This window comes from Cellulosilyticum sp. (assembly GCF_982396655.1).
In genome coordinates this window covers 36,601-57,451 of record NZ_CEVXFV010000010.1, presented here as the reverse complement: position 1 = coordinate 57,451, position 20,851 = coordinate 36,601, and the positions used below count along the sequence as shown (strand labels likewise).

Here is a 20,851-nt window from a genome sequence, read left to right as displayed (position 1 = left end):
TTCTTCTAAGTCACTTATTATTTAACAAGCTCAACATTTACAACATCAACTGTTTTTTCACATGGGAAACCATAGTATGGTGTCATATCTTTTGGAAGTGTATCGATATTTACAACTGCTGGGTTATAAATATACATATTCTTTCTTTGGTAAACTGGCATTTCTACAGCTTCATCCATAACAATATCAAGTGCTTTTGCATAGTATTCTTTACGTTCCTCAATATCTGTTGTTGAACGTGCATCCATGATAAGTTTGTCAAGTTCTGCATTTTTAATGTGATAGTGGTTACTTGGGCCATTACTTGAGTATACTTGGTACATATCTGGATCAATGTCTGCTCCCCAAGCAGCTACCCACATATCCCAGCTACCAGAATTCATACGGTCAAAGAGAATATTTGTATCACAGTCATTAATTTCAAGAACTGCTCCTAATTTTTCCATTTCAGCTTTCATTTGAGTTAAGATTGGTGCTGATGGATGGTTCATTGTTCCGTCACCGCCGATACCAACTTCAATTTTAAGTTGTTTACCATCTTTTACAAGTTGACCATTTACTTGTTCATAACCAGCAGCTTTGAAGTATTCAAGTGCTTTCTCTGGACTAAATGGATAAACTGGCTCTGCATCTTCTGGATAAGCCCAAGATACCATTGACATTGGTCTTTCAATAACTGATGCCAGTTCACCATAATATGTTTCAATAGCTGGCTCTCTATTCATAAGGTGCATTAAGCCTTTACGTACATTAATATCTGATACACGTTCAGCGTTAATACCAATGTAACCATAACCAAGGTTCTCAATCAATTCATAGTGAAGACCTGCTTTTTCTACTTCTGCTACAGCCTCTAAAGAAGCACTTGGGTCAGAAATATCCATTGCCCCACTTACAACACTATCAATTTTATTAGCTTCTGATGTTACTTGAATTTTAAGTGTTGGAATTTTTGGTTCACCTAAATAGAAGTTTGGATTTGCACGAAGTGTTGCCACGTTATTCTCATATTTTTCAAATGTATAAGGACCTGCGCCTACTGGCACAGCATTTTTCTCTTCTACCATTGAAAGGTTACCTTTTGTAAACTCTGTACCATCATTCCCTACACCGTAATAACTTTGTGGTGCTACAGGGAAACTGAAGTTCCAAATTGCCTTTGGATCAATCCCTTCAATTGTTACTTCTACTGTACGATCATCTATTTTTTTAACCCCTTCAATATCTGGGACATGGATTGTACCCTCAGCAAGGTTACCTTGTATGTATTCTTGTTCTAATGTTTTGTATTTATCATCAATTGCCCCTTGACGGTAGTCTTCAAAAACATTGGCGATTTCAAAGTCAGCATAAGCTTTAATTTCTGCTTGTTTTAAAGCATCACCTGTTAAACCATCTGGATTAGTAAATCCTGTATATTCATTAACAGTTTCACTACCATATTCTGCATAATCATTTTCAGCACATTTTTGAATATAAGCTTTGATTTCATCATCTGTAACAGTTTGAGAAGCTACTTTAATTTCTTCAATTTTAGCTGAATAATTTGGATCATCATAGCGATATTCATTAATACCTACAATAGGTGTTGTGTAAAGTGTTGCCATCCCTGTATAAGTTGGATCACAATATACTTTAATATTAAAGATAATATCATCTGCAGTAATTGGTGATCCATCACTGAATTTCACACCTTCTTTTAAGGTGAATCTATAAACTGTGTTAACAACTTCACCTGCATCATTTTTGATTTCTTCAATTTCATAATCTGCAAGGGCACCTACTGGGCTCCCTTCACGATCAGATTCAATTAAGTTTGCATGCACTTGTTCCCAAACATCCTTATCATAAGATGAAGTATAGTAGAATGGACTAAATACTTCATTGAATTGTTGTACACCTAAGATTAATGCGCCACTTACTGCTGCATCGTTTCCTGCGCCACAACCAGCTAAACTACCTACTGCGATGCCAGCTACAGCTAATGCAACAATTAATTTTTTAACTAATTTTTTCATTTTAGTTTCCTCCTATTATTTTTTTAATCATGACTATTAATAATCATAAGATATTACTTTCAAGTTTATATTTTGAATGTAAAATCAATCAAAAAGTCATTTTTTAATTAAATAGATATTAACATAAAATAATTCTATATTCAACTTTTTTATGTTATTTTCTACTTTCTTACCCTTTAAAATACTTGATAATACAATAATTTCCTTAATTTATTTTTTTTATTTCTTATTAAATCATTGGATTTAATCGTTTTTTATAAGCTTCTAAAAAAAATAAGGCAAATGACAAAAAGGCATGTATACAATTCATTTCAAATTGCATACATACCTTTTTATGTTATCTTATAAGTCAAATTTTTTATCCTATTATAAAACTTTATGAAAGTAGTTGCAAACATAAAACTTATCCTTCACAAGGAAGACATATAATCTAATTTTTTAGATAATATGTCTTTACAAGACAAATTTTATTCACCTGCATTTTCATTACATAAATAGACAATACCTTCATATACCGCTTTACCAAATGCATATGTTAATAAACCTTGATTCACTTCATAAACAGGTTTATAATCTTCTAATACAAAAACTTCATCATGGGCCTTTTCATTGATACATCTAAGTTCCACATCCAAAGAAGCATAACTTCCCCATCTGCCATATGTTGTGGCAAATGTTTCTTCTACCACACTGGTTAAAAATGTAATGCGCTTTTGTTTACTCGTAAATAAAGTCATAATCTCTAACGGATACATCAGACATGATAATGGACAAATTTCATAAATTGACATATCATGTTCTAATGCATATTTGTGTGCCATACACTTGTAACTGCCTTCATGGGCTACGAGTAAGGCACAATGTCCTTCGCACGCATTAATGCTCCCATCTAAAAATACAAAACCACCTGTTTGCTTAATTTTTTTATACCCTTCAGGATCTAATGTCTTAACTTCTTCTGCAATTTCTGCTTCATATTTGTCAAAGCGCTCTTTATTACGACTACTCATATTGCATGGACTGCCACAACAACAGCCATATTGATGTTTCTTTGTGCAAGCAAAGCAATTTAAATTAATTTTATGCTTCAAAAGCTCTTGGTCCACTAAAAAAATTCGTTCACCTAAGTCTATTATCCCTAATCTTCTTTCAGCTAAACACAACTTAAATGCCATGAGATCACCACCAAAGAATTCATGAAGATCATAATAACCTACATCTACAATATCCTTTATCAATCTATTAAGGCGTCCATCCTCTTTAGCCAAATGATTTGGAAATGTAATAATGCGCACGCCTTTTTGCATATCAAATACTTTTTCTAATGGATAACCTATCTTTTTAGAAACCTTTTTCTGCAAACTACGAAGCACTTTGTTTAGATTAAGACACGCCCCTGCTTCTAACTCACACACCATTTCTACTTCGTTTATTCTCTTACATGTTAAGCGCACAGCTAATGCTTTTGCCTCCTCTACCATAGCGCTTACAAGCTTATCTTTTATTTCTTCATTCAAAACAGCCTCTTCTGGCTTATACCAAGTCACTTCATATCGTTTCTTTTTCATCATTAATCCTCTTATTACCTTATACTTATGTATCTCTAGAACAAGTCTTATTTATTTTCATACAATCTATTATAACATGAAATTATTGTATCATTTCATGCTATCATTTTATTTCACATGCAAACCTCACCAATGCGCCTTATGCATTATAAAAGAACAGCATTTCACCTAATCACTGAAATACTGTTCTTTTTATCTTTTAGTGGTGTTCTTTTTCATGCTTTAACTGTTCTAATACACGTACAAAACGTGCATTTAAAACATCTAAATAGCTCTTTGCTTTGCTTTTTTTCATCTTAGTCTCCTTTGGTATACCTTAACCTTAGTATTAACCACAATCAATCTATTCTATGCATAACCTTAATCTAACATTTTTTATGTTTAAAAGGAGTATCACGCATTATATAAATCCGCAATACTCCTTTTATCTTTTCTAAATTGGGCTATTTTATTTCTATATACTATTTAATTAAGCCCCTTATATAGAGAAACCAACTAAAAACCTGAAATATACATCTAGGTAAATTGGTTTCTCCCAATGATTTCACATTACTAAAAACTATGGATAACTAAATTTTATAAATGTGGAACCTATTATACTACTAAAAACTTTAATATAAAGATAAAGCCTACCACATATGTTGCAATGCTAATTTCTTTATATCTGCCTGTTACAAGCTTTAAGATAATATATGAAATCACACCAAATACAATCCCATCTGAGATTGAATAAGCTAATGGCATCATAATTAATGTTAAGAATGCTGGAATAGCTTCTGTAAAATCTTCAAGATCTATCGACTTAATAGGTTCAATCATAAAGAGCCCTACTAATACTAAAGCTGACGCTGTGACAGCTGATGTAATGACACCAAATATTGGCGCAAAGAATAATGAAATAAGGAACATAACCGCTGTTGTTACTGCTGTAAGTCCTGTTCTTCCTCCTTCTGCGACACCCGAAGCACTTTCTACGAATGTACTTACAGTACTTGTTCCAAGACAAGCCCCTACTGTTGTACCAATAGCATCTGCAAATAATGCTTTTTTAACATTTGGTACTTTTCCTTCTGCATCTAACATTTTAGCCTTTGTTGCAACACCTACTAAAGTACCAATTGTATCAAACATATCCATAAATAGTAATGTACATAATACAATGACCATATCTACTGTAAATATATTATGCCATTCAAATTTAAATAAAGTTGGCGCAAGTGAAGGTGGCATACTTACAATACTGGTTGGTAAGTCTACAACACCCATAGGAATACCAATTACCGCTGTAATAAGCATTCCAATAAATAATGCCCCTTTAACATTTCTAACAAGTAAAATACCTGTAATAACAATCCCGATAATTGCTAAAAGTCCTGGGCCTGATGTAATATTCCCTAAGGCTAAAATTGTCCCGCCATCTGCTGGATGAACTACAACGCCCGCACCTTCTAAACCAATAAGTGCAATAAAGAGTCCAATCCCTACAGCAATTGCTTGTTTAATACTTGTAGGAATTGCATCCACTATTGCTTCTCTTACATTAAAAACTGTTAATAAAATAAAAATTAAACCTTCTAATAAAACAGCTGTTAATGCAAATTCAAAAGTATATCCCATTCCTAAAACTACTGTAAAAGCAAAATAGGCATTAAGTCCCATTCCTGGTGCCTGTGCAAATGGTAATTTAGCATAAAGCCCCATTAACAACGTTGCTACTACAGCTGATAATGCTGTCGCAGTAAATACAGCACCTTGATCCATCCCTGCTGCAGATAAAATAGATGGATTTACAATAAGAATGTATGCCATTGTCATAAAAGTTGTAAGACCAGCTACAATCTCTGTTTTGATAGTTGTATTATTTTCTTTTAATTTGAAATATCTTTCAATCATTTTTTCACTCTTTCTAGTTGTTTTCAGCACGTAAAATAATAGCATACATTTTTTGACATGGCAACCATTTTTTCGAACCTTTCTTATGTTTTTTATATCATCATTCGGTTTTATGCCATATGCTCAGTAGATACCTGTTGATAAATATAGAACGGAATACCCACAAACATTAAAATAAATACCCACATGGCCGATTCAGCACCTGAACCATAAATAATATAAATAGTATATGCAAAAGCTAAAAGCTGTCGTATATTCTTCCAAATAAACCCACCGATATGTGCCGGCTTATGTTTTAAAGTCAGTATGATTTCAGCACCAGTCGTTAAAGCATAAGCAGGAATAAATGAAAGCGTTGCCAGATTCACCATAAAGTCAAAAGCTGCTGTCAAAGTGGATACATAGTTTAAAATTAAAATCAAATTCGTACAAATTCCCGTGATGATAAGCGACGTATAAGGCGTTTGATAACGCGGATGTACCTTTGCAAAGAAGTTTGGAAATATGCCATCTTCACCAGCTGCAAAGGAAAGTCTTGCTGTTGTTAAAACCCAACCTGAAAGTGCACCTGTGGCAGAAATAATAATACCTAGTGCAATAAAACCCCCGCCCCATGTAGCACCTGTAATTTGATTAATAATTGTCGCAAGTGGTGCACTAGAAGCTGCAAGTTCCCCTTGTGGTAAACTCCCCATTGCAAGTATTGAAATAACTAAATAAATTACTGCTACAAATGCCGTCCCTAAAAAAGTACTCTTTTTAATATTCACCTCTGGATTTTTAATTTCGCCCCCAGAAATAGAAGCACTTTCAAGTCCTATGAAGGACCATAATGTGACCGCTATGGCTGCCGGCAAACTACTAAGACCTCTAACGGATTCCGATGAATACGTCTTTAAATAAGTAGGCTCAAAACCTATAATTGCCACTATCACAAATACAACAATTACAGCTAGCTTCAATATAGTACTTATAATGCCTATATAACCAGCCTGCTTCACACCTAAGCAGTTAATAAAAGTAAAAAGCCATAAAATACCAGACGAAATTAAAAATGAAACTAAATTATTTGTTGCAATCCCAGGAAAGAATACTGTCACATAGCGAATAATTGCTGTAATAATTGCTGCATTACCAATCCACGAACCAATCCAAAATGTCCATGCAACGAGAAAAGCCATAAATTTTCCATAAGCCTTGTCTACATACACAATAGGACCGCCTGTCTCTGGATAAAGCGTTCCTAAATTTGCAAAAGAAAGGGCTAACATCACAGAACCAGTACCTGTAATCACCCAAGCCCACATATTGGTATACGGATTTGCAACCTGAGCTAATGTCTGAGGTGAGGTAAAAATCCCCGAGCCCATCATATTTCCCACAACAATAGCTGTTGCAGCCCCTAGCCCAAGTTCACGTTTTAATGTTTGAGAGGGTATCTTTTCTTTTTTTTCCATAACTTTGTCATCCTTTATTTCAATTTTTCTCTGTCAATTATGCTTATTTTGTCATTTCCCTCTATTATTTATGCCTTATTCTCTTTTTCTCTTCCTAAAAAAAAGATGCTTGAACACCCTTCTTGGCGTGCTCAAACATCTCTTTAATCATTCATCCTTAATTATTCATTTTTAATTAGTCTTACTTAACTATTAATGCTGTACTGCTTTTTTACTTCTTCTATAAAGTACAAATAAAATAATTCCAAGTAAAAGCACTGAACTGCCTAATGTAAGCCATACGTTTGCTGTAAAGCCTGCAACAATATAACCTACAACACAACACGCTGCTACAACTAAAGTATATGGAATTTGAGATGAAACGTGATCAATATGTTTGCATCCTGCTCCTGTTGAAGAAAGAATTGTTGTATCTGAAATTGGTGAGCAGTGATCACCAAATACAGCACCAGCAAGTGTTGCTGCAAGAGAAACTGTTACAAGTTGTGGTGCCACAGCACTACAAATCATTGTGACAATAGGAATAAGGATTCCAAATGTTCCCCATGAAGTTCCCATAGCAAAAGCAAGTCCACCAGCTATTAGGAAAATACCAGCTGGAATAAGTTGTGGTGGCATATGAGAAGCCGCTACAAGACCACCTACATATTCGCCTGTATTTAAAAGATCACGGCATACCCCACTAATTGTCCAAGCAAGTGTTAAAATAATGAATGCACCTACCATTGATTTCACACCCACACTAATACCTTCCATGAAATCCTTGAAAGAAAGTACTTTACGTGGTACGAAGAGTACGAAAGCTACAAGTAACGCCCCAAAGCCTGCCATCGCAAGTGCTGGACCTGCATCAGTATTTCCAAATCCTTGCGCAAGCGTCATACCACCTTCAAAGTATCCACCTACATAAAGCATTGATAAAATCGCTAAAATGATTAATGTAATAATTGGAATTAGTAAGTCAAATACACATCCTTTAGATGAAACTTTCATATTTGCAAGCTCATCGCCGCCTTCTTGGTCCATTCCCATACTTAAAGAACCTTTGCTACTTCTAGCTTCTTCTTCAAACTTAGCCATTGGTCCAAATTCAATATCTGTCACACAAAGTACAATCACCATAATCAATGTTAAAATCGCATAAAGGTTAAATGGAATTGTTGCCATGAATGTTTCCATTCCATTAAGCGGTGTCCCATTTACATCTAACCCACCCATTTGAGAAATAACTGAAGCTGCCCATGATGAGATTGGTGCGATAATACAAATAGGTGCTGCAGTAGCATCAATAATATATGCTAGTTTTGCACGTGATACTTTGTATTTATCTGCTACTGGTCTCATAACAGTCCCAATTGTTAAACAGTTAAAATAATCATCTATAAAAATCAGTGCCCCTAAAACAGACGTCCCAAGCTGTGCACCTTTTTTAGATTTAATTTTATTACCAGCCCATTCACCATAAGCTCTTGAGCCACCTGCCATTGTAATAACAGCTACAAGTGCCCCTAAAAATCCTAAAAATAAAATAATCGATGCATTATCACCAAGTTTCTCTGCCATTAAACCAAAGGTTACATCAACAGCCTTTACAATGCCACCACCTGTGCTAAAAGCATAAATAAGTGTTCCAGAGAAAATCCCTACGATTAGCGCTGAAATAACTTCTTTTGTTACAAGCGCAAGTACAATCGCGATAACTGGTGGAATAATTGATAAAAATCCTACATTAATTGCGTCCATATGTATGTCTCCATTCTGCCATTTAGTCTAACAAAAAAAGTCCTGAGCATACCACTCAAGACTTCTTTCTAAAAAGCATATGAACATAGTCTTAAAACTATTTTCATCTTACCTTATTATCCGTTCTCTCGTGATAGCTCTCCACAAACCAAGTTTGTGACAGTGTTATATATATTCTATATAACCCCAACGCTATAGTCTTAAAGCATAAACTATAGGTTTCGGCGAATTCTCCTTTTTATTTACTTCAACGTGCTTACCTCTGTAAATATACTCTTAGAAATCGCAACCTCTATCTACTCTTTATTTAATTGTTAGCTGAGTAAAACTATATACTATATAGTATAAAAAGTAAAGCTTTATACTAAAGTTTATATTTTCTAAAGTTTCACTTTATTTATTGCATCTAATTTGCTGTAACTGCAAGCCCACAATTTCTCTCTCCAATATCATTTCACTACTTCTTGCATATGGCTTAAATTGACAATGATAGGTAAATGTAATACGTTCTTGACTATAACGTTCCCTAACAACTTCAAATTCTAAGTCTAATTTTTCATTTTTTAAGGTTATTAAATGAATAAACCCATTCTTAGTCACAAGAGGTGTATCCGTTTGAAAACAGATACCGCCTAGTGAAATATTCTTCAAAATCACTTCCTGCTCTTTATTATTGGCAGTAATCATTACTTCATTGACGTATTCTACACGTTTAATTTCACGAAGTTCTTTTTTCTCCAGTTGAATATCTTTTAAGTATAAAACGCAAATAACCCCCGGTACATTAAAAACTTTGACCTGGCTTTCAAAGCGTCCTGTATTGGCACAAATAGATAACACAACCTTTGAATATTTCTCTGCGGTAAAAGTGCTATCATTAATTTGTACATATAGACCTTCTGCCCCATGAGGTCTATAGTACTCTACCTCATGGACATTCATATTATTTCCTATCAGTTCAACTCTTTGTGCGACTTTTAATGTTTTAAGTAATAAAGTATGTTTTGACACGTTGTTCTCCCTATTTTTTTATCTTATATTTCCTTTTTAAACAATAGTTTAACATTTTTATTATATGTTAATTTAGCCTATTTTTCAATTATTTTACATCTCATTACAAGAAAAATCTGCCACAAATTAATCTTGTGGCAGATTAAGGAGAATGTATACCAGTTTTAATCTCTATACATCTGTGTGACAGGTACTATATTTTCATCAATTTCTTGAAAAATATCTCTGCCCTTTAAATTCAGCCGTTCTTCTAATGCACAATAGTCCTTAGACGAGTAATTCATTAATGTGATTCCTTTAACATGCTTAAATAAGAAAAACATACTTTGATCTTTTCTTTTGTACAACGTCACATCGTGGATACTGGGCACATTATTAATTAAAATACTAATCCTGCCCTCATCCCGTACTACTTCATAATTACTGGGCTCTAACCATCTGATTGCCATGGTACCACCTGCACTTCATATCTTTTGTATAAAGTATGCATGTCACAGATTGTCTCATTCCATAAAAATGCTAACACCCTTTTAGTACAACTTTAACATTTTTCTAATATCTAACAAGCAATGATTTCTTTTATCATAAATTCCTTTCCACCTAAAAGCTCCCAGTTTTCACTCTGACACTTTGGACATTTCCCTTTACTTGCTAAAACATTAAACACCTTCTGACACGCTAAACAAATACCATTACCAGGCAAAACCTCTATTTTAAGCTTAGTATTTTGAAGCAATGTCCCCTCTACGGCTGCCGGATAACATGCTTCAATATATTGGGGAATCATTGAAGATAATTCACCAATTTGTAATACTAATGTATCAACTTTTGTAAGATTATTACTTCTAGCAAACTTCTCAACGGTCTTTATAATTTCTATCACAACACTTAATTCATGCAACGACTTCACCTCTTATAAACTACTTATGTTTCTTTTTAAATACTGATTTCACACTCTTCTTCATTTTCTTCGCTATAATTCTTGCTTGACGTTTTGCTGCATATTTAACAACCACTGGCTTCATTGCATTAATTTCCATCCCTGCACTATCATATTTGCGAACAAGTGAAATGGCCTCAAATTGACATTTTGTTGTACAAACACCACAGCCAACACATTGATAATCATCAACCACCGCTACACCACATCCAAGACAACGTTTTGTTTCTTCTTTCACCTGTTCTTCTGTAAAGGTAAGGCGTAAGTCTTTAAAGCTCTTTTGCGTTTCTTTTGTATGATGTACTTTTTGTCTAGGCATACGGTCATAGCTACTTAAATCTAAATTGTCTTTATCAAACATTTCATAATCGATTTCACGCCCTATGGCAATATTATCACCTTGAAGATAACGGCGAATTGAAATGGCGCCTTGTTTACCTAAAGCAATTGCATCAATTGCAAACTTAGGACCTGTAACAGCATCTCCACCTGCAAATACATCTTGTTCACCTGTTTGGAATGTTAATGGGTCTGCTTTCAACGTTTGATTTGGATTTAATGTCATTTGAGATTGTTCAAGCAGTCCTCCCCAATTCATACTTTGACCCACTGAAACAATCACATAATCAGCGTTTACAAATTTCGTTTCATTTTCATCAAACTGAGGATTAAACTTCCCTTTATGGTCAAATACGCTTTGACATTTTTTAAATTCAACCCCTATAACGCGTCCATTTTCTTCTACTATGCGCTTTGGTCCCCACGCATTTTGAATCATAATGTCTTCAGTTAATGCCTCTTCTATTTCCTCCTCAAGGGCAGGCATCTCTTGTCTTTTTTCTAAGCAATACATTTCAACCTTCTTAGCACCTACTCTTGTAGCTGTACGTGCCACGTCAATAGCGACATTACCACCACCGATGACAACGACTTGCCCTGTCATATCTACTGCTTCACCTAAGTTGATTTGTCTTAGGAAATCCACACCTGTCATTACGCCTTCTGCCTTTTCTCCTTCAAGCCCTAGCTTTCTGCCACTATTTGCACCAATTGCAAGATAAAATGCTTGATATCCCTCTTCTCTAAGATTTGCAAGTGTGACATCTTTACCTACCTCAATACCTTCTTTAAAAGTAATACCAAGTTGTTTTAAAATATCAATCTCTGCATCTACCACTTCTTTCTCAAGTCTAAAAGCTGGAATGCCTAAAGTTAACATCCCACCAAGTCGCTTTTCTTTTTCAAATACTGTCACCTCATAGCCCCAAATAGCTAAGAAGTATGCACAAGAAAGTCCTGCTGGACCTGCCCCAACTACTGCAACCTTTTGATTTTTGGCTTCTAATTTTTCTGGTATAAATCGATGTACTTCATTCAAGTCTTGTTCGGCAATAAATTTCTTAATTTCATCTACTGCAAGTGGCTCATCTATATCTCCTCTTGTACAAGCTGATTCACATTTTCTTGGACAAATGCGTCCACAAATTGCAGGCAGTGGATTTTCTTTTTTAATAAGTGCTAATGCCTCTTTGTACCTACCTTGAGATGCCATTTTAATATAACCTTGTACCGCAATATGTGCTGGACAATTTGTCTTACATGGACTTGTACCCGTTTCTTCTACGATTTGACGATGACGATAGTTAAGATTCCACTTTTCTTTACCCCAAGGCGTATCATAAGGTGTTTCTCTTTCTTCTTTTTCTGGAAGTGGCACCTTGGTACATAAACTCTGACCTAATTTAGCTGCATTAGCTTGACAATTTTCTACACACGCACCGCAAGCAACACATTTGCTAGGATCAACTTGTGCAACATAATTTGATCTAGAGAAATCTGGATTTTTATACATGGTTGTATTACGTAGACCAAAGCAAGAACAGCCACAGCAGTTGCAAATCGCTAACGCTTCTCCTGGTCCTGATAAATTAGGAATCTGATGCACTAATCCTTCTTTTTCAGCTTTTTTACAGATTGCAATGGCTTCTTCTCTTGTAATTTGTCTTCCTCTACCTGTGCGAATATAAAAGTCTGCTGCTGGCCCTAGCTGAATACACATTTCTTCAACTGTATGACCACAGCCTTCTCCCTTTAGACGCATAGACGTACGACAGGCACAATCTGCTACCGAAAACATGTCATGTTTATTTAAAAGATATGTAATTTCTTCATAAGATGCTTTTCTTGTATCTCCTTCAATAGCTTCTTCAATAGGAATAACACGCATAACGCCCATACCTATTGGTAAGTTTCCTGCAAGTACAGGGCCTAGCTTTCTTGTGTACTCTTCAAAGCATTCTCCTATAACAGGATATTTTTTTACATTTTCTTTATTTGCCACCATATACTCCATGACACCTGGTACAAATAACTCTAAGAAATACTTGTCAATCCCGTGTTCTTTTTCAACCTTAATAACACCATCGACAGCTAATTGAAATAATATTTTCTCCACTTCTTTTACTGGCTTTTTACATAGCGCTGCCACTTCTTTTACTGTCTTAGGTTTACGCACCTCAAGACATAATGCAATCTCTGCCATTTCATCTGTTACGACAGGTTCTAAAATTCTATACTCTGGATCTTCTGGCTTTACTCTAATTAATCCACCTGTAATTCCTGCTCCAATCTTATTTGCTAATTCAAGTACCTTTTTCTTAACCATTACGCACCCTCCACTTTAACTTATATGATGATTATTCATTCCAATTTTCAACTTCTTGACTAAGCCATCTTGCCCATTCATCAATACCTTCACCTGTCTTGGCTGAAATTGGTATCACCTTTGCATTAGGATTTAACCTTCTTATACGTTCCTTTACAGCTTCTATATCAAAATCAAAATAATCTTTGGCATCTATTTTATTAATCAGTACAACATCCACTATGGAAAACATAAGTGGATACTTCAAAGGTTTATCGTCTCCCTCTGGCACACTTAAAATCATTGCATTTTTAGATGCCCCTGTGTCAAACTCTGCTGGACAAACTAGATTGCCTACATTTTCAAGGATTACAAAATCCACATCCTCCATGCCTAATCCATATAATCCTTGTTTCGTCATATCTGCATCTAAATGACACATGCCACCTGTATGAAGCTGAATTGCTTTGGCACCAGCTTCAGATACAGTTCTTGCATCTACATCTGAATCAATATCTGCTTCTAAGACACCGATGCGCATTTTATCTTTTAGCGCTTCTATTGTTCTTAATACAGTTGTTGTCTTTCCTGAACCAGGTGATGACATTAAGTTAAGTAAGAATGTTTTATTGACCTTTAATTCTTCTCTTAGTAAATGAGCCTGTCTATCATTATCTTCAAAAATACTTTGTTTAATTTCCATCACTTTAAATGTTTCCATTGTTGTTCTCCTTTTTTGCTTTTATACTTTCATATTATATTCTATTTTCTAATTAATGTATATTCAATATACAATATGTGAAAAATGTCTACATAACAATATATTCTTCAATATGGTGCATGTATGAAATCAATTTTTCTTTGTCATAATAAACATTGAAGGATTTTATAGTATACAAGGAAAGGAAAAAACTATGACTAATACCGAAAATATAGCACTTTTAAAAAGTGTGAGGATGAAGTTAAAAAAAGTATTTCATCGATTAAAAATCTGCTCGATCCTATGAAAGATCCAGACTTTAAACTAATGGTTATCAAGAGTACGGATGCCCTCAAACACTACGAAGAACAACTCAAAACAAAACTATCTACTCTAGAAGGCAATGAAAAAGATGAAAACAAGGTGAGTCAAGCTGTTTCAAAAGTTATTTTGATGATTGTAACACTGCTGTAAAAGAAATCTACACCTATCTTAATCATTACAAAGATATTGAAAAGGATGTCAAAAAATTAATCAAAGAAGCCGTGAAAGCTGTGGAACGTCTCCGTGAACAATTAGCGCATTATCTCTAAATAAAAAATCCCCTTCTTGGATAAGATACTTAAATCTTTTTTCCAAGAAAGGGATTTTTTATTTAGCGCAGGATTTTTTTGATTTAACATGCCTGATGAGTTGCTTTAAGCTTACCATCTAAAAAAGCTTCTACATTATCTTCAATATCGCCATGAACGCCTACAATGGCTTCTACGCCTTTTTTATTGAAGATGTTCAGGCTGTTATTATCCATATCACCAGCAATAACAGCTTTTACACCAATGTCACTCAAATAGAGGGATGGATAGTCAGGATTATGGCCAGTATTACTAATTGTCCATTCTTTTTCAACCTGTCCATCTTCTGTTTCATAAATTTCAAATTCCTTACAATCTTTGAACGCCTCTACTGATTTTTTCTCATTACATGCTACTGCTATTCTTTTCATAATAGACTCCTCCTAAATTTTCAGTTCAAAATGAACTAATTATTTTAAGGGACTATTAAGGAACTTTGTTCGAGATGATTCTGGACGGAGTTTCTTATCTGGTTCCTTTGCTTATTGATAAAAAGTATGCTTTTTTAAGGCGCTACTTTTTATCAATTACATTATATACATCTAATCCAATTTTATTCACATTTTTTGAAAGAAAATTGACCTTGCAATAATTTGTTATAAGCTGACTGTGTATCAATATCAAATAATTCTTCTTCACACTGTACTTCATAAGTAGCTACCTGAGATAAATGCTTCTTAATCACCTGTCTGCCACCTACATCACCTTCAAGACTTAAAAGTTCCTGCTTGTATGCTGCCGAAAAAATGACCGGATTTCCTCTTTGCCCCTTGTAACTCGAACAAAGTATGGACTTTTCATTAAGGTAAAACGCTTTAAATGCCACTAGCATTTTCTCTATTGTTTCTGCTTTGATAAGCGGCATATCACCTACGAAGAACATGTAGGCTTCACAGCAATCACCTTCTTGTATCCCCAATTTAATCGATTCACTTATTCCTTTATGGGGTGCATTATTTTTTATCACCTTAATGTTCGATTTGGCATGCTTTGAAGCGTTTACTAAATCAAGAATTTCATCATACTGGGAAACAATAATCACCTCATGAAATTCTTGCCTTATGACCTTCTCGACAATATGCATAATCAATGGTTTTTCTTTATAAATTGCTAGTAACTTATTGCCTTCAAAGCGCTTTCCAAAACCAGAAGCCAAAATAATTGCTGTTATTCTCACGCTTTGATTAATCCAGCTACAATTTTTTCCGGTGTAATTGGCAGCTCTCTTATCGCAACACCTGTCCCATTATATACTGCATGTGCTAAAGCTGGTGATGGTGTATTAATTACGACTTCTCCTATAGATTTTGCCCCAAAAGGCCCTGTTGGTTCATAGCTACTTTCAAAGGCTACACGTACCTTTCCAACATCTAAACGTGATGGAATTTTATACTGCATGAAAGAATTATTCATCATCTTTCCTTGGGCATTGTACTGAATATCCTCATACAGCGCCATGCCGATTCCTTGTACAAGGCCACCTTCAGCTTGAATTCTAGCAAGAGATGTATTGATGACTGTCCCACAATCTACAACCCCTACATAATCAATTATTTCCATTTCACCCGTTTCTGTGTCAATTTCAAGCTCTACGAAGCCTGTCATAAATGGTGGTGGTGACGTTGGACTTGTATGCGATTTAGTAGCCGAGAAGTATCCCGCAACGCTACCTGATGCTTGGCCTACCGCTAAATCCCTAAGACTTAATACTTGATTGCCATCTGCTGTTTCAAACTGATTGCCCGTAAAAATGATTTGCTCCTCTGAAACTTCTAATACCTTAGCTGCAGCTTTTATCATCTTTTCACGTAATTCTTCACATGTTTTAACGACTGCTTGCCCTGTTAAGTAAGTTGTACTTGAAGCGTATGAACCTGTGTCATATGGTGATGTGTCTGTATCTACACCAGTTACAATAATTTTATCCATTTCACACTCTAAACACTCTGCTGCAATTTGTGCAAGGATTGTATCACAACCTGTTCCCATATCTGTTGCCCCTATCATTAATGTGTAGAAGCCATCATCACCAAGCCTAATTTCAACTGTCGCAACGTCAATGTTGGCAATTGCAGAACCCTGCATTGTCATTGCCATTCCCACCGAACGTACTTTATTTCTACCAACTTGTCTAAATGGATATTTTTCATCCCATCCAATCATTTCTTTACCTTTTAATAAACATTGTTTAAGTGCTGTACTTTCCAACCTGTTATCATAGTAAGCAGGCATGATTTCGCCTTCTTCACCAATGTTTTTCAAACGAAGCGCAACTGGGTCTATGCCAAGCTCACTGGCAAGCTCATTCATAATGCTCTCTAAGGCAAATAAACCTTGTGTTGCACCATATCCTCTGAAGGCCCCTGCCGACATCGTATTCGTATAAACAACATCATAGTCAAATCTAAAAGCTTTTGCTTTATTATAAAGTGGAATTGTCTTGTGTCCTGAAAGACCAACTACCGTGGAAGCGTGTTCACCATAGGCTCCTGTATTTGATAAAGTATATAAATCAATAGCCTTAATATTTCCTGCTTTATCGCTACCTACTTTAACACGAATCTGCATTTCATGGCGACTTGTAGAAGCCTTAAATGTTTCTTCACGTGTGAAAATCATTGCAGCTGGCTTTCCTGTCATGTGTGTTACAAAAGCAGGATAAATATCAGAAACCATGTTTTGTTTTGCCCCAAATCCACCACCAATACGTGGCTTAATAATGCGCACTTTTGTCTTTGGAATATCTAAGGCTCTAGCAATATGTCTTCTAATATGAAAAGGTACTTGTGTGCTTGAAACAACGGTTAATCTTCCATTATGGTCTAAATATGTATAGCTTCTAAATGTCTCCATCATAGCCTGAGCATTTGCCTTTGTATGATATGTACGTTCTAGAATTACATCACTTTCAGCAAAAGCGCCTTCTAAGTCACCCTGTGTAAGCTTTTCTGAAGCGCATAAATTACGCTTGCGATCCCCACCTATAGGGAAATTATTAAAATAATCTTCTTCAGGGTGAATAACTACTGGATGATCTAGCGCCTTTGTAAAGTCAAGCACAGGTTCTAAAACCTCATATTCTACTTTTATCAGTTTAAGCGCCTTATCAACAGCCGCATCATTTTCTCCTGCTACAATCGCTACAACATCACCTACATAACGGACATACTCCTCTAATATGTAACGATCATATGGACTTGGTTCTGGATAAGATTGGCCTGCTGTTGTAAAGCGAATACGTGGTACATCTTCATAAGTATAGATAGCTTCTATGCCAGGTACTTTTAAAGCAATATTCTTATTGATATTCTTAATTCTTGCATAAGCATGAGGGCTTCGTAACACTTTAACCACTAAGCATTCTTTTGGCATCATATCTTCTGTATAAACTGGTTTTCCAGTAACAAGTGCCTCAGCATCTATTTTTTTGATGCTGCTGCTTACATACTTCATTGTCTCTTTCATCTTTTATACTCTCTCCTCTAAATAAGCTTGAATGGCACGAAGTTGCCCCATATATCCTGTACAACGACATAAGTTACCTGCTAGATATTCTTTAATTTCCTCTTCTGTAGGCTTTATAAGTTCACGCTTCATGGCTAACACATTCATAATAAAACCAGGACTGCAAAAACCACATTGTTCTGCCCCCTCACCTGCTAAAAACTCACCAAATTCTCGTGCTTCCTCTTCTAACCCTTCTAGAGTCGTTACTTTCTTGCCATTTGCACGCATAGCCAGTACACTACATGATAAAACAGGTGTCCCTTCTAGCCAAACTGTACATAAACCGCAGTTAGTCGTTTCACAGCCTCTTTTGACACTGTAATAACCTTTTGAGCGTACATAATCTATAAGCATTAAATCTGCTGCCACTTCATCTTCATAAAGTTTATTATTAATCCATACCTTTATCTTCATTGTGCCTCATCCTTAACTATATCTAGTATTTGTTCTTTTAATTACAATTCAAACTCCTATTTGTTATTTACCTTCTGTCATAAGTTCTTCTAAACTTCTTCGCACAAGCACCTTGGCAAGATGTTTACGATAAGCCCCACTTGCACGCATATTGTCTCCAAAATTAAGTTCTTCTGCTACCACTTCTGCCACTTTTACAGGGGCCTGTCCCTCATTTAGAAGTTTCATACCTTCATAAGCAAGTTTTGCTTTTTGTGGCCTTGCACCTACTACAATTTTGTATTTTTCTTCCCTTTCACTTACACAAACTGTAAGATTCGGAAAATCTGTGGCTGTTTGACGTTGACATTTATAAATCACCTTTGTTTGTTCTTTCTTTATAATCAGTTTGACTAAAAGGTCTTTTTGAGGTTTCGCTAACATAAACTCTTCAAGGGACATCCTACCTGCCCCATAAAGCTCTACCTGTGTATCTAGTGCTAACAATACGGTTAAAGGATCAGAAAATCCAAAGCGTGAAAAAACACTTCCACCTATAGTTGCTGTATTTCTAAATTGTGTCCCTACAATATGCGATAACGCGTTTTTAAATACATCACCAAAGTATTGTCTTAAAATATCACTTTTCTCGAGTTGTCTTAAGCTTGTCATGGCCCCTATTTCTATCACATCGTCTTTTTCTTCGATTTTATCTAAACCAAGTTGTGATAAATCAATAGCAACAGGCACCATTTTGCTTTGCATCTTAAGCCACATCATACCACCTAATATAATATTTTTCTTACCACTTGTCAGCTTGTTATATGCTTCTTCTAAGCTAGCTGCTACAAAGTATTCCTTAATTGTAATCATATATACCTCTCCTCTAATTCTACCCTAAAAAATAGGTGGTACTTTTTAGAAGCACCACCTTTTACACTATAACTGACATAGATTTCTTTTTATGCCTCTGCTTCTACGCTTTCTGCATCTTTTGGTAAGACCAGATGTAAGAAAGATGCGACTAAAAAGGCCACAACAATACCACTTTGTGCAAATAATAATTGAACAAAGCTTGGTAAGTACATTAGTGCTTCAGGTACATTACCAAGTCCTAATCCAAGACCAAGTGATGCGGCTACAATCATCACATTTCGTCCTGACATATCTTGTTTAAAAATCAGCTGCATCCCACTTACTGCAATAGAAGCAAACATAATCACTGTTGCACCACCAAGTACAGATTGTGGCATTGCTGCAACAACTGCACCTAACTTTGGAAAGAATCCAGCAAGCATTAAAAAGATTGCACCTGTCATAATAGTGAAACGGTTTACAACCTTTGTCATAGCTACCAGCCCTACATTTTGACTAAAAGAAGTATTTGGAAGTACCCCAAAGCATGCTGCAATCCCGCTTCCTACACCATCAGCAATAACAGCGCCTGAAAGTTCTTTATCTGTCGCTTCACGATCTAAACCACCCATTGTAATCCCTGAAATGTCTCCTACAGTTTCTACTGCAGTTGCTATGTACATAATACACATTGGTACAATTACATCCAGCTTAAATTCAAATGGAAACATAAAAGGCTGTGGCACACTTATCCAGCTTGCACTTGCAACACCACTAAAATCTACTTTACCCATAAAAATAGCTGCAATGTAACCCACCATAATACCCACTAAAATATGGGCTGTACATAAAAAACCTTTTGTAAATTGTTTAAGGATAATGACAATTGCCATGACTAAAAAGCCTAAAAATAGATTGCTAGGTGAACCAAAGTCTTCAGCACCTACGCCACCACCTAAGAACTTAATACCCGTTGGAATTAAAGAAATCCCAATAGAAAGTACGACAACCCCTGTTACAACTGGTGGGAACAATTTTTTAAGCGGCTTAATAAAAAAGCCAAGTATAATTTCCACCAATGCACCTATGAGGGACGCACCTAAAATAGCACCATACCCATACGAACCTGCTGCAACCTTAACTGTAGGTAAAAATCCTGAACTTGTTCCCATTACCACCGGTAAATTTGCACCTACTCTTCCTATAGGATAGAGCTGAATAAGTGTCACAAGTCCTGCAATAAACATTGCATTTTGCATCAGTACTGCTTTTTGCTCTGGGGCAATAGCCAACATACCGCACACAATGATTAGTGGCGAAACATTCCCTACAAACATGGCCAAAACATGCTGGATACCCAATGGCACCGCCGTTTTTAATGCAACACGTCCGTCTAATTCATAAACACTGCCTTCTTTTCTACTTAGCTTTTTTGATTCTTGTTCGTTATTTGCTTTTGAAACTTTCATTACTCCTCCATATTAACGGTC

The 20,851-nt window shown here is 35.6% G+C and carries 16 protein-coding genes and 1 riboswitch; of the genes, 1 reads left to right on the top strand and 15 read right to left on the bottom strand.

Features of this window, described 5'->3' with window-relative positions:
* Nucleotides 1–17: 17 nt before the first annotated feature.
* From AC1VAQ_RS06355 to hypB, 9 genes are all read right to left on the bottom strand, one after another.
* A complete protein-coding gene (locus tag AC1VAQ_RS06355; protein WP_479903653.1) occupies nt 18–2,018 on the bottom strand; it encodes an ABC transporter substrate-binding protein in 2,001 nt (666 codons plus the stop codon).
* Between the two features lie 467 nt (nt 2,019–2,485).
* Nucleotides 2,486–3,586 carry a DUF3109 family protein gene (locus AC1VAQ_RS06350; RefSeq protein ID WP_302596588.1) on the bottom strand — a complete coding sequence of 367 codons (1,101 nt, stop codon included), beginning with the start codon at nt 3,584–3,586 and terminating at the stop codon, nt 2,486–2,488.
* Between the two features lie 594 nt (nt 3,587–4,180).
* Nucleotides 4,181–5,479 carry an NCS2 family permease gene (locus AC1VAQ_RS06345; RefSeq protein ID WP_330697499.1) on the bottom strand — a complete coding sequence of 433 codons (1,299 nt, stop codon included), beginning with the start codon at nt 5,477–5,479 and terminating at the stop codon, nt 4,181–4,183.
* Nucleotides 5,480–5,589: 110 nt separating this feature from the next.
* Nucleotides 5,590–6,936 (bottom strand): amino acid permease, encoded by a 1,347-nt coding sequence (locus tag AC1VAQ_RS06340; protein ID WP_302596589.1) that lies wholly within the window; start codon nt 6,934–6,936, stop codon nt 5,590–5,592.
* 192 nt (nt 6,937–7,128) lie between these two features.
* Nucleotides 7,129–8,679: a Na+/H+ antiporter NhaC family protein gene (locus AC1VAQ_RS06335; RefSeq protein ID WP_302596590.1), complete on the bottom strand. Its 1,551-nt coding sequence runs from the start codon at nt 8,677–8,679 to the stop codon at nt 7,129–7,131.
* A 126-nt stretch (nt 8,680–8,805) separates the two neighbouring features.
* Nucleotides 8,806–8,982, bottom strand: a riboswitch (Lysine riboswitch).
* Nucleotides 8,983–9,072: 90 nt separating this feature from the next.
* Entirely contained in the window at nt 9,073–9,690 is a 618-nt protein-coding gene (locus AC1VAQ_RS06330) for a PilZ domain-containing protein (protein WP_479903652.1), read from the bottom strand.
* Nucleotides 9,691–10,249: 559 nt separating this feature from the next.
* Nucleotides 10,250–10,591, bottom strand: a complete 342-nt coding sequence (locus AC1VAQ_RS06325; protein ID WP_302596593.1) for a hydrogenase maturation nickel metallochaperone HypA/HybF — start codon at nt 10,589–10,591, stop codon at nt 10,250–10,252.
* Nucleotides 10,592–10,610: 19 nt separating this feature from the next.
* On the bottom strand, nt 10,611–13,295 hold the full coding sequence (locus tag AC1VAQ_RS06320; RefSeq protein ID WP_479903651.1) for an FAD-dependent oxidoreductase: 2,685 nt from the start codon (nt 13,293–13,295) through the stop codon (nt 10,611–10,613).
* 31 nt (nt 13,296–13,326) lie between these two features.
* Nucleotides 13,327–13,995: a hydrogenase nickel incorporation protein HypB gene (gene hypB, locus AC1VAQ_RS06315; protein WP_302596595.1), complete on the bottom strand. Its 669-nt coding sequence runs from the start codon at nt 13,993–13,995 to the stop codon at nt 13,327–13,329.
* Nucleotides 13,996–14,277: 282 nt separating this feature from the next.
* Between hypB and AC1VAQ_RS06310 the strand changes: the two genes are divergently transcribed.
* Nucleotides 14,278–14,448: a hypothetical protein gene (locus AC1VAQ_RS06310; RefSeq protein WP_479903650.1), complete on the top strand. Its 171-nt coding sequence runs from the start codon at nt 14,278–14,280 to the stop codon at nt 14,446–14,448.
* A gap of 202 nt (nt 14,449–14,650) precedes the next feature.
* On the opposite strand, the gene AC1VAQ_RS06305 is transcribed toward AC1VAQ_RS06310, so the two are convergent.
* From AC1VAQ_RS06305 to AC1VAQ_RS06280, 6 genes are all read right to left on the bottom strand, one after another.
* Nucleotides 14,651–14,977, bottom strand: a complete 327-nt coding sequence (locus tag AC1VAQ_RS06305) for a NifB/NifX family molybdenum-iron cluster-binding protein (protein ID WP_302596597.1) — start codon at nt 14,975–14,977, stop codon at nt 14,651–14,653.
* Between the two features lie 182 nt (nt 14,978–15,159).
* The gene (locus tag AC1VAQ_RS06300; protein ID WP_302596598.1) at nt 15,160–15,783 is read right to left on the bottom strand and encodes a nucleotidyltransferase family protein; all 624 of its coding nucleotides are present in this window, start codon (nt 15,781–15,783) and stop codon (nt 15,160–15,162) included.
* Nucleotides 15,780–18,059 carry a xanthine dehydrogenase family protein molybdopterin-binding subunit gene (locus AC1VAQ_RS06295; RefSeq protein ID WP_303243811.1) on the bottom strand — a complete coding sequence of 760 codons (2,280 nt, stop codon included), beginning with the start codon at nt 18,057–18,059 and terminating at the stop codon, nt 15,780–15,782. Before AC1VAQ_RS06295 ends, AC1VAQ_RS06300 begins: the two co-directional genes overlap by 4 nt.
* A gap of 15 nt (nt 18,060–18,074) precedes the next feature.
* The gene (locus AC1VAQ_RS06290) at nt 18,075–18,527 is read right to left on the bottom strand and encodes a (2Fe-2S)-binding protein (protein WP_302597489.1); all 453 of its coding nucleotides are present in this window, start codon (nt 18,525–18,527) and stop codon (nt 18,075–18,077) included.
* A 63-nt stretch (nt 18,528–18,590) separates the two neighbouring features.
* Nucleotides 18,591–19,379, bottom strand: a complete 789-nt coding sequence (locus AC1VAQ_RS06285) for an FAD binding domain-containing protein (RefSeq protein WP_302597490.1) — start codon at nt 19,377–19,379, stop codon at nt 18,591–18,593.
* A gap of 89 nt (nt 19,380–19,468) precedes the next feature.
* Nucleotides 19,469–20,830 carry a uracil-xanthine permease family protein gene (locus AC1VAQ_RS06280; RefSeq protein ID WP_302597491.1) on the bottom strand — a complete coding sequence of 454 codons (1,362 nt, stop codon included), beginning with the start codon at nt 20,828–20,830 and terminating at the stop codon, nt 19,469–19,471.
* Nucleotides 20,831–20,851 lie beyond the last annotated feature (21 nt).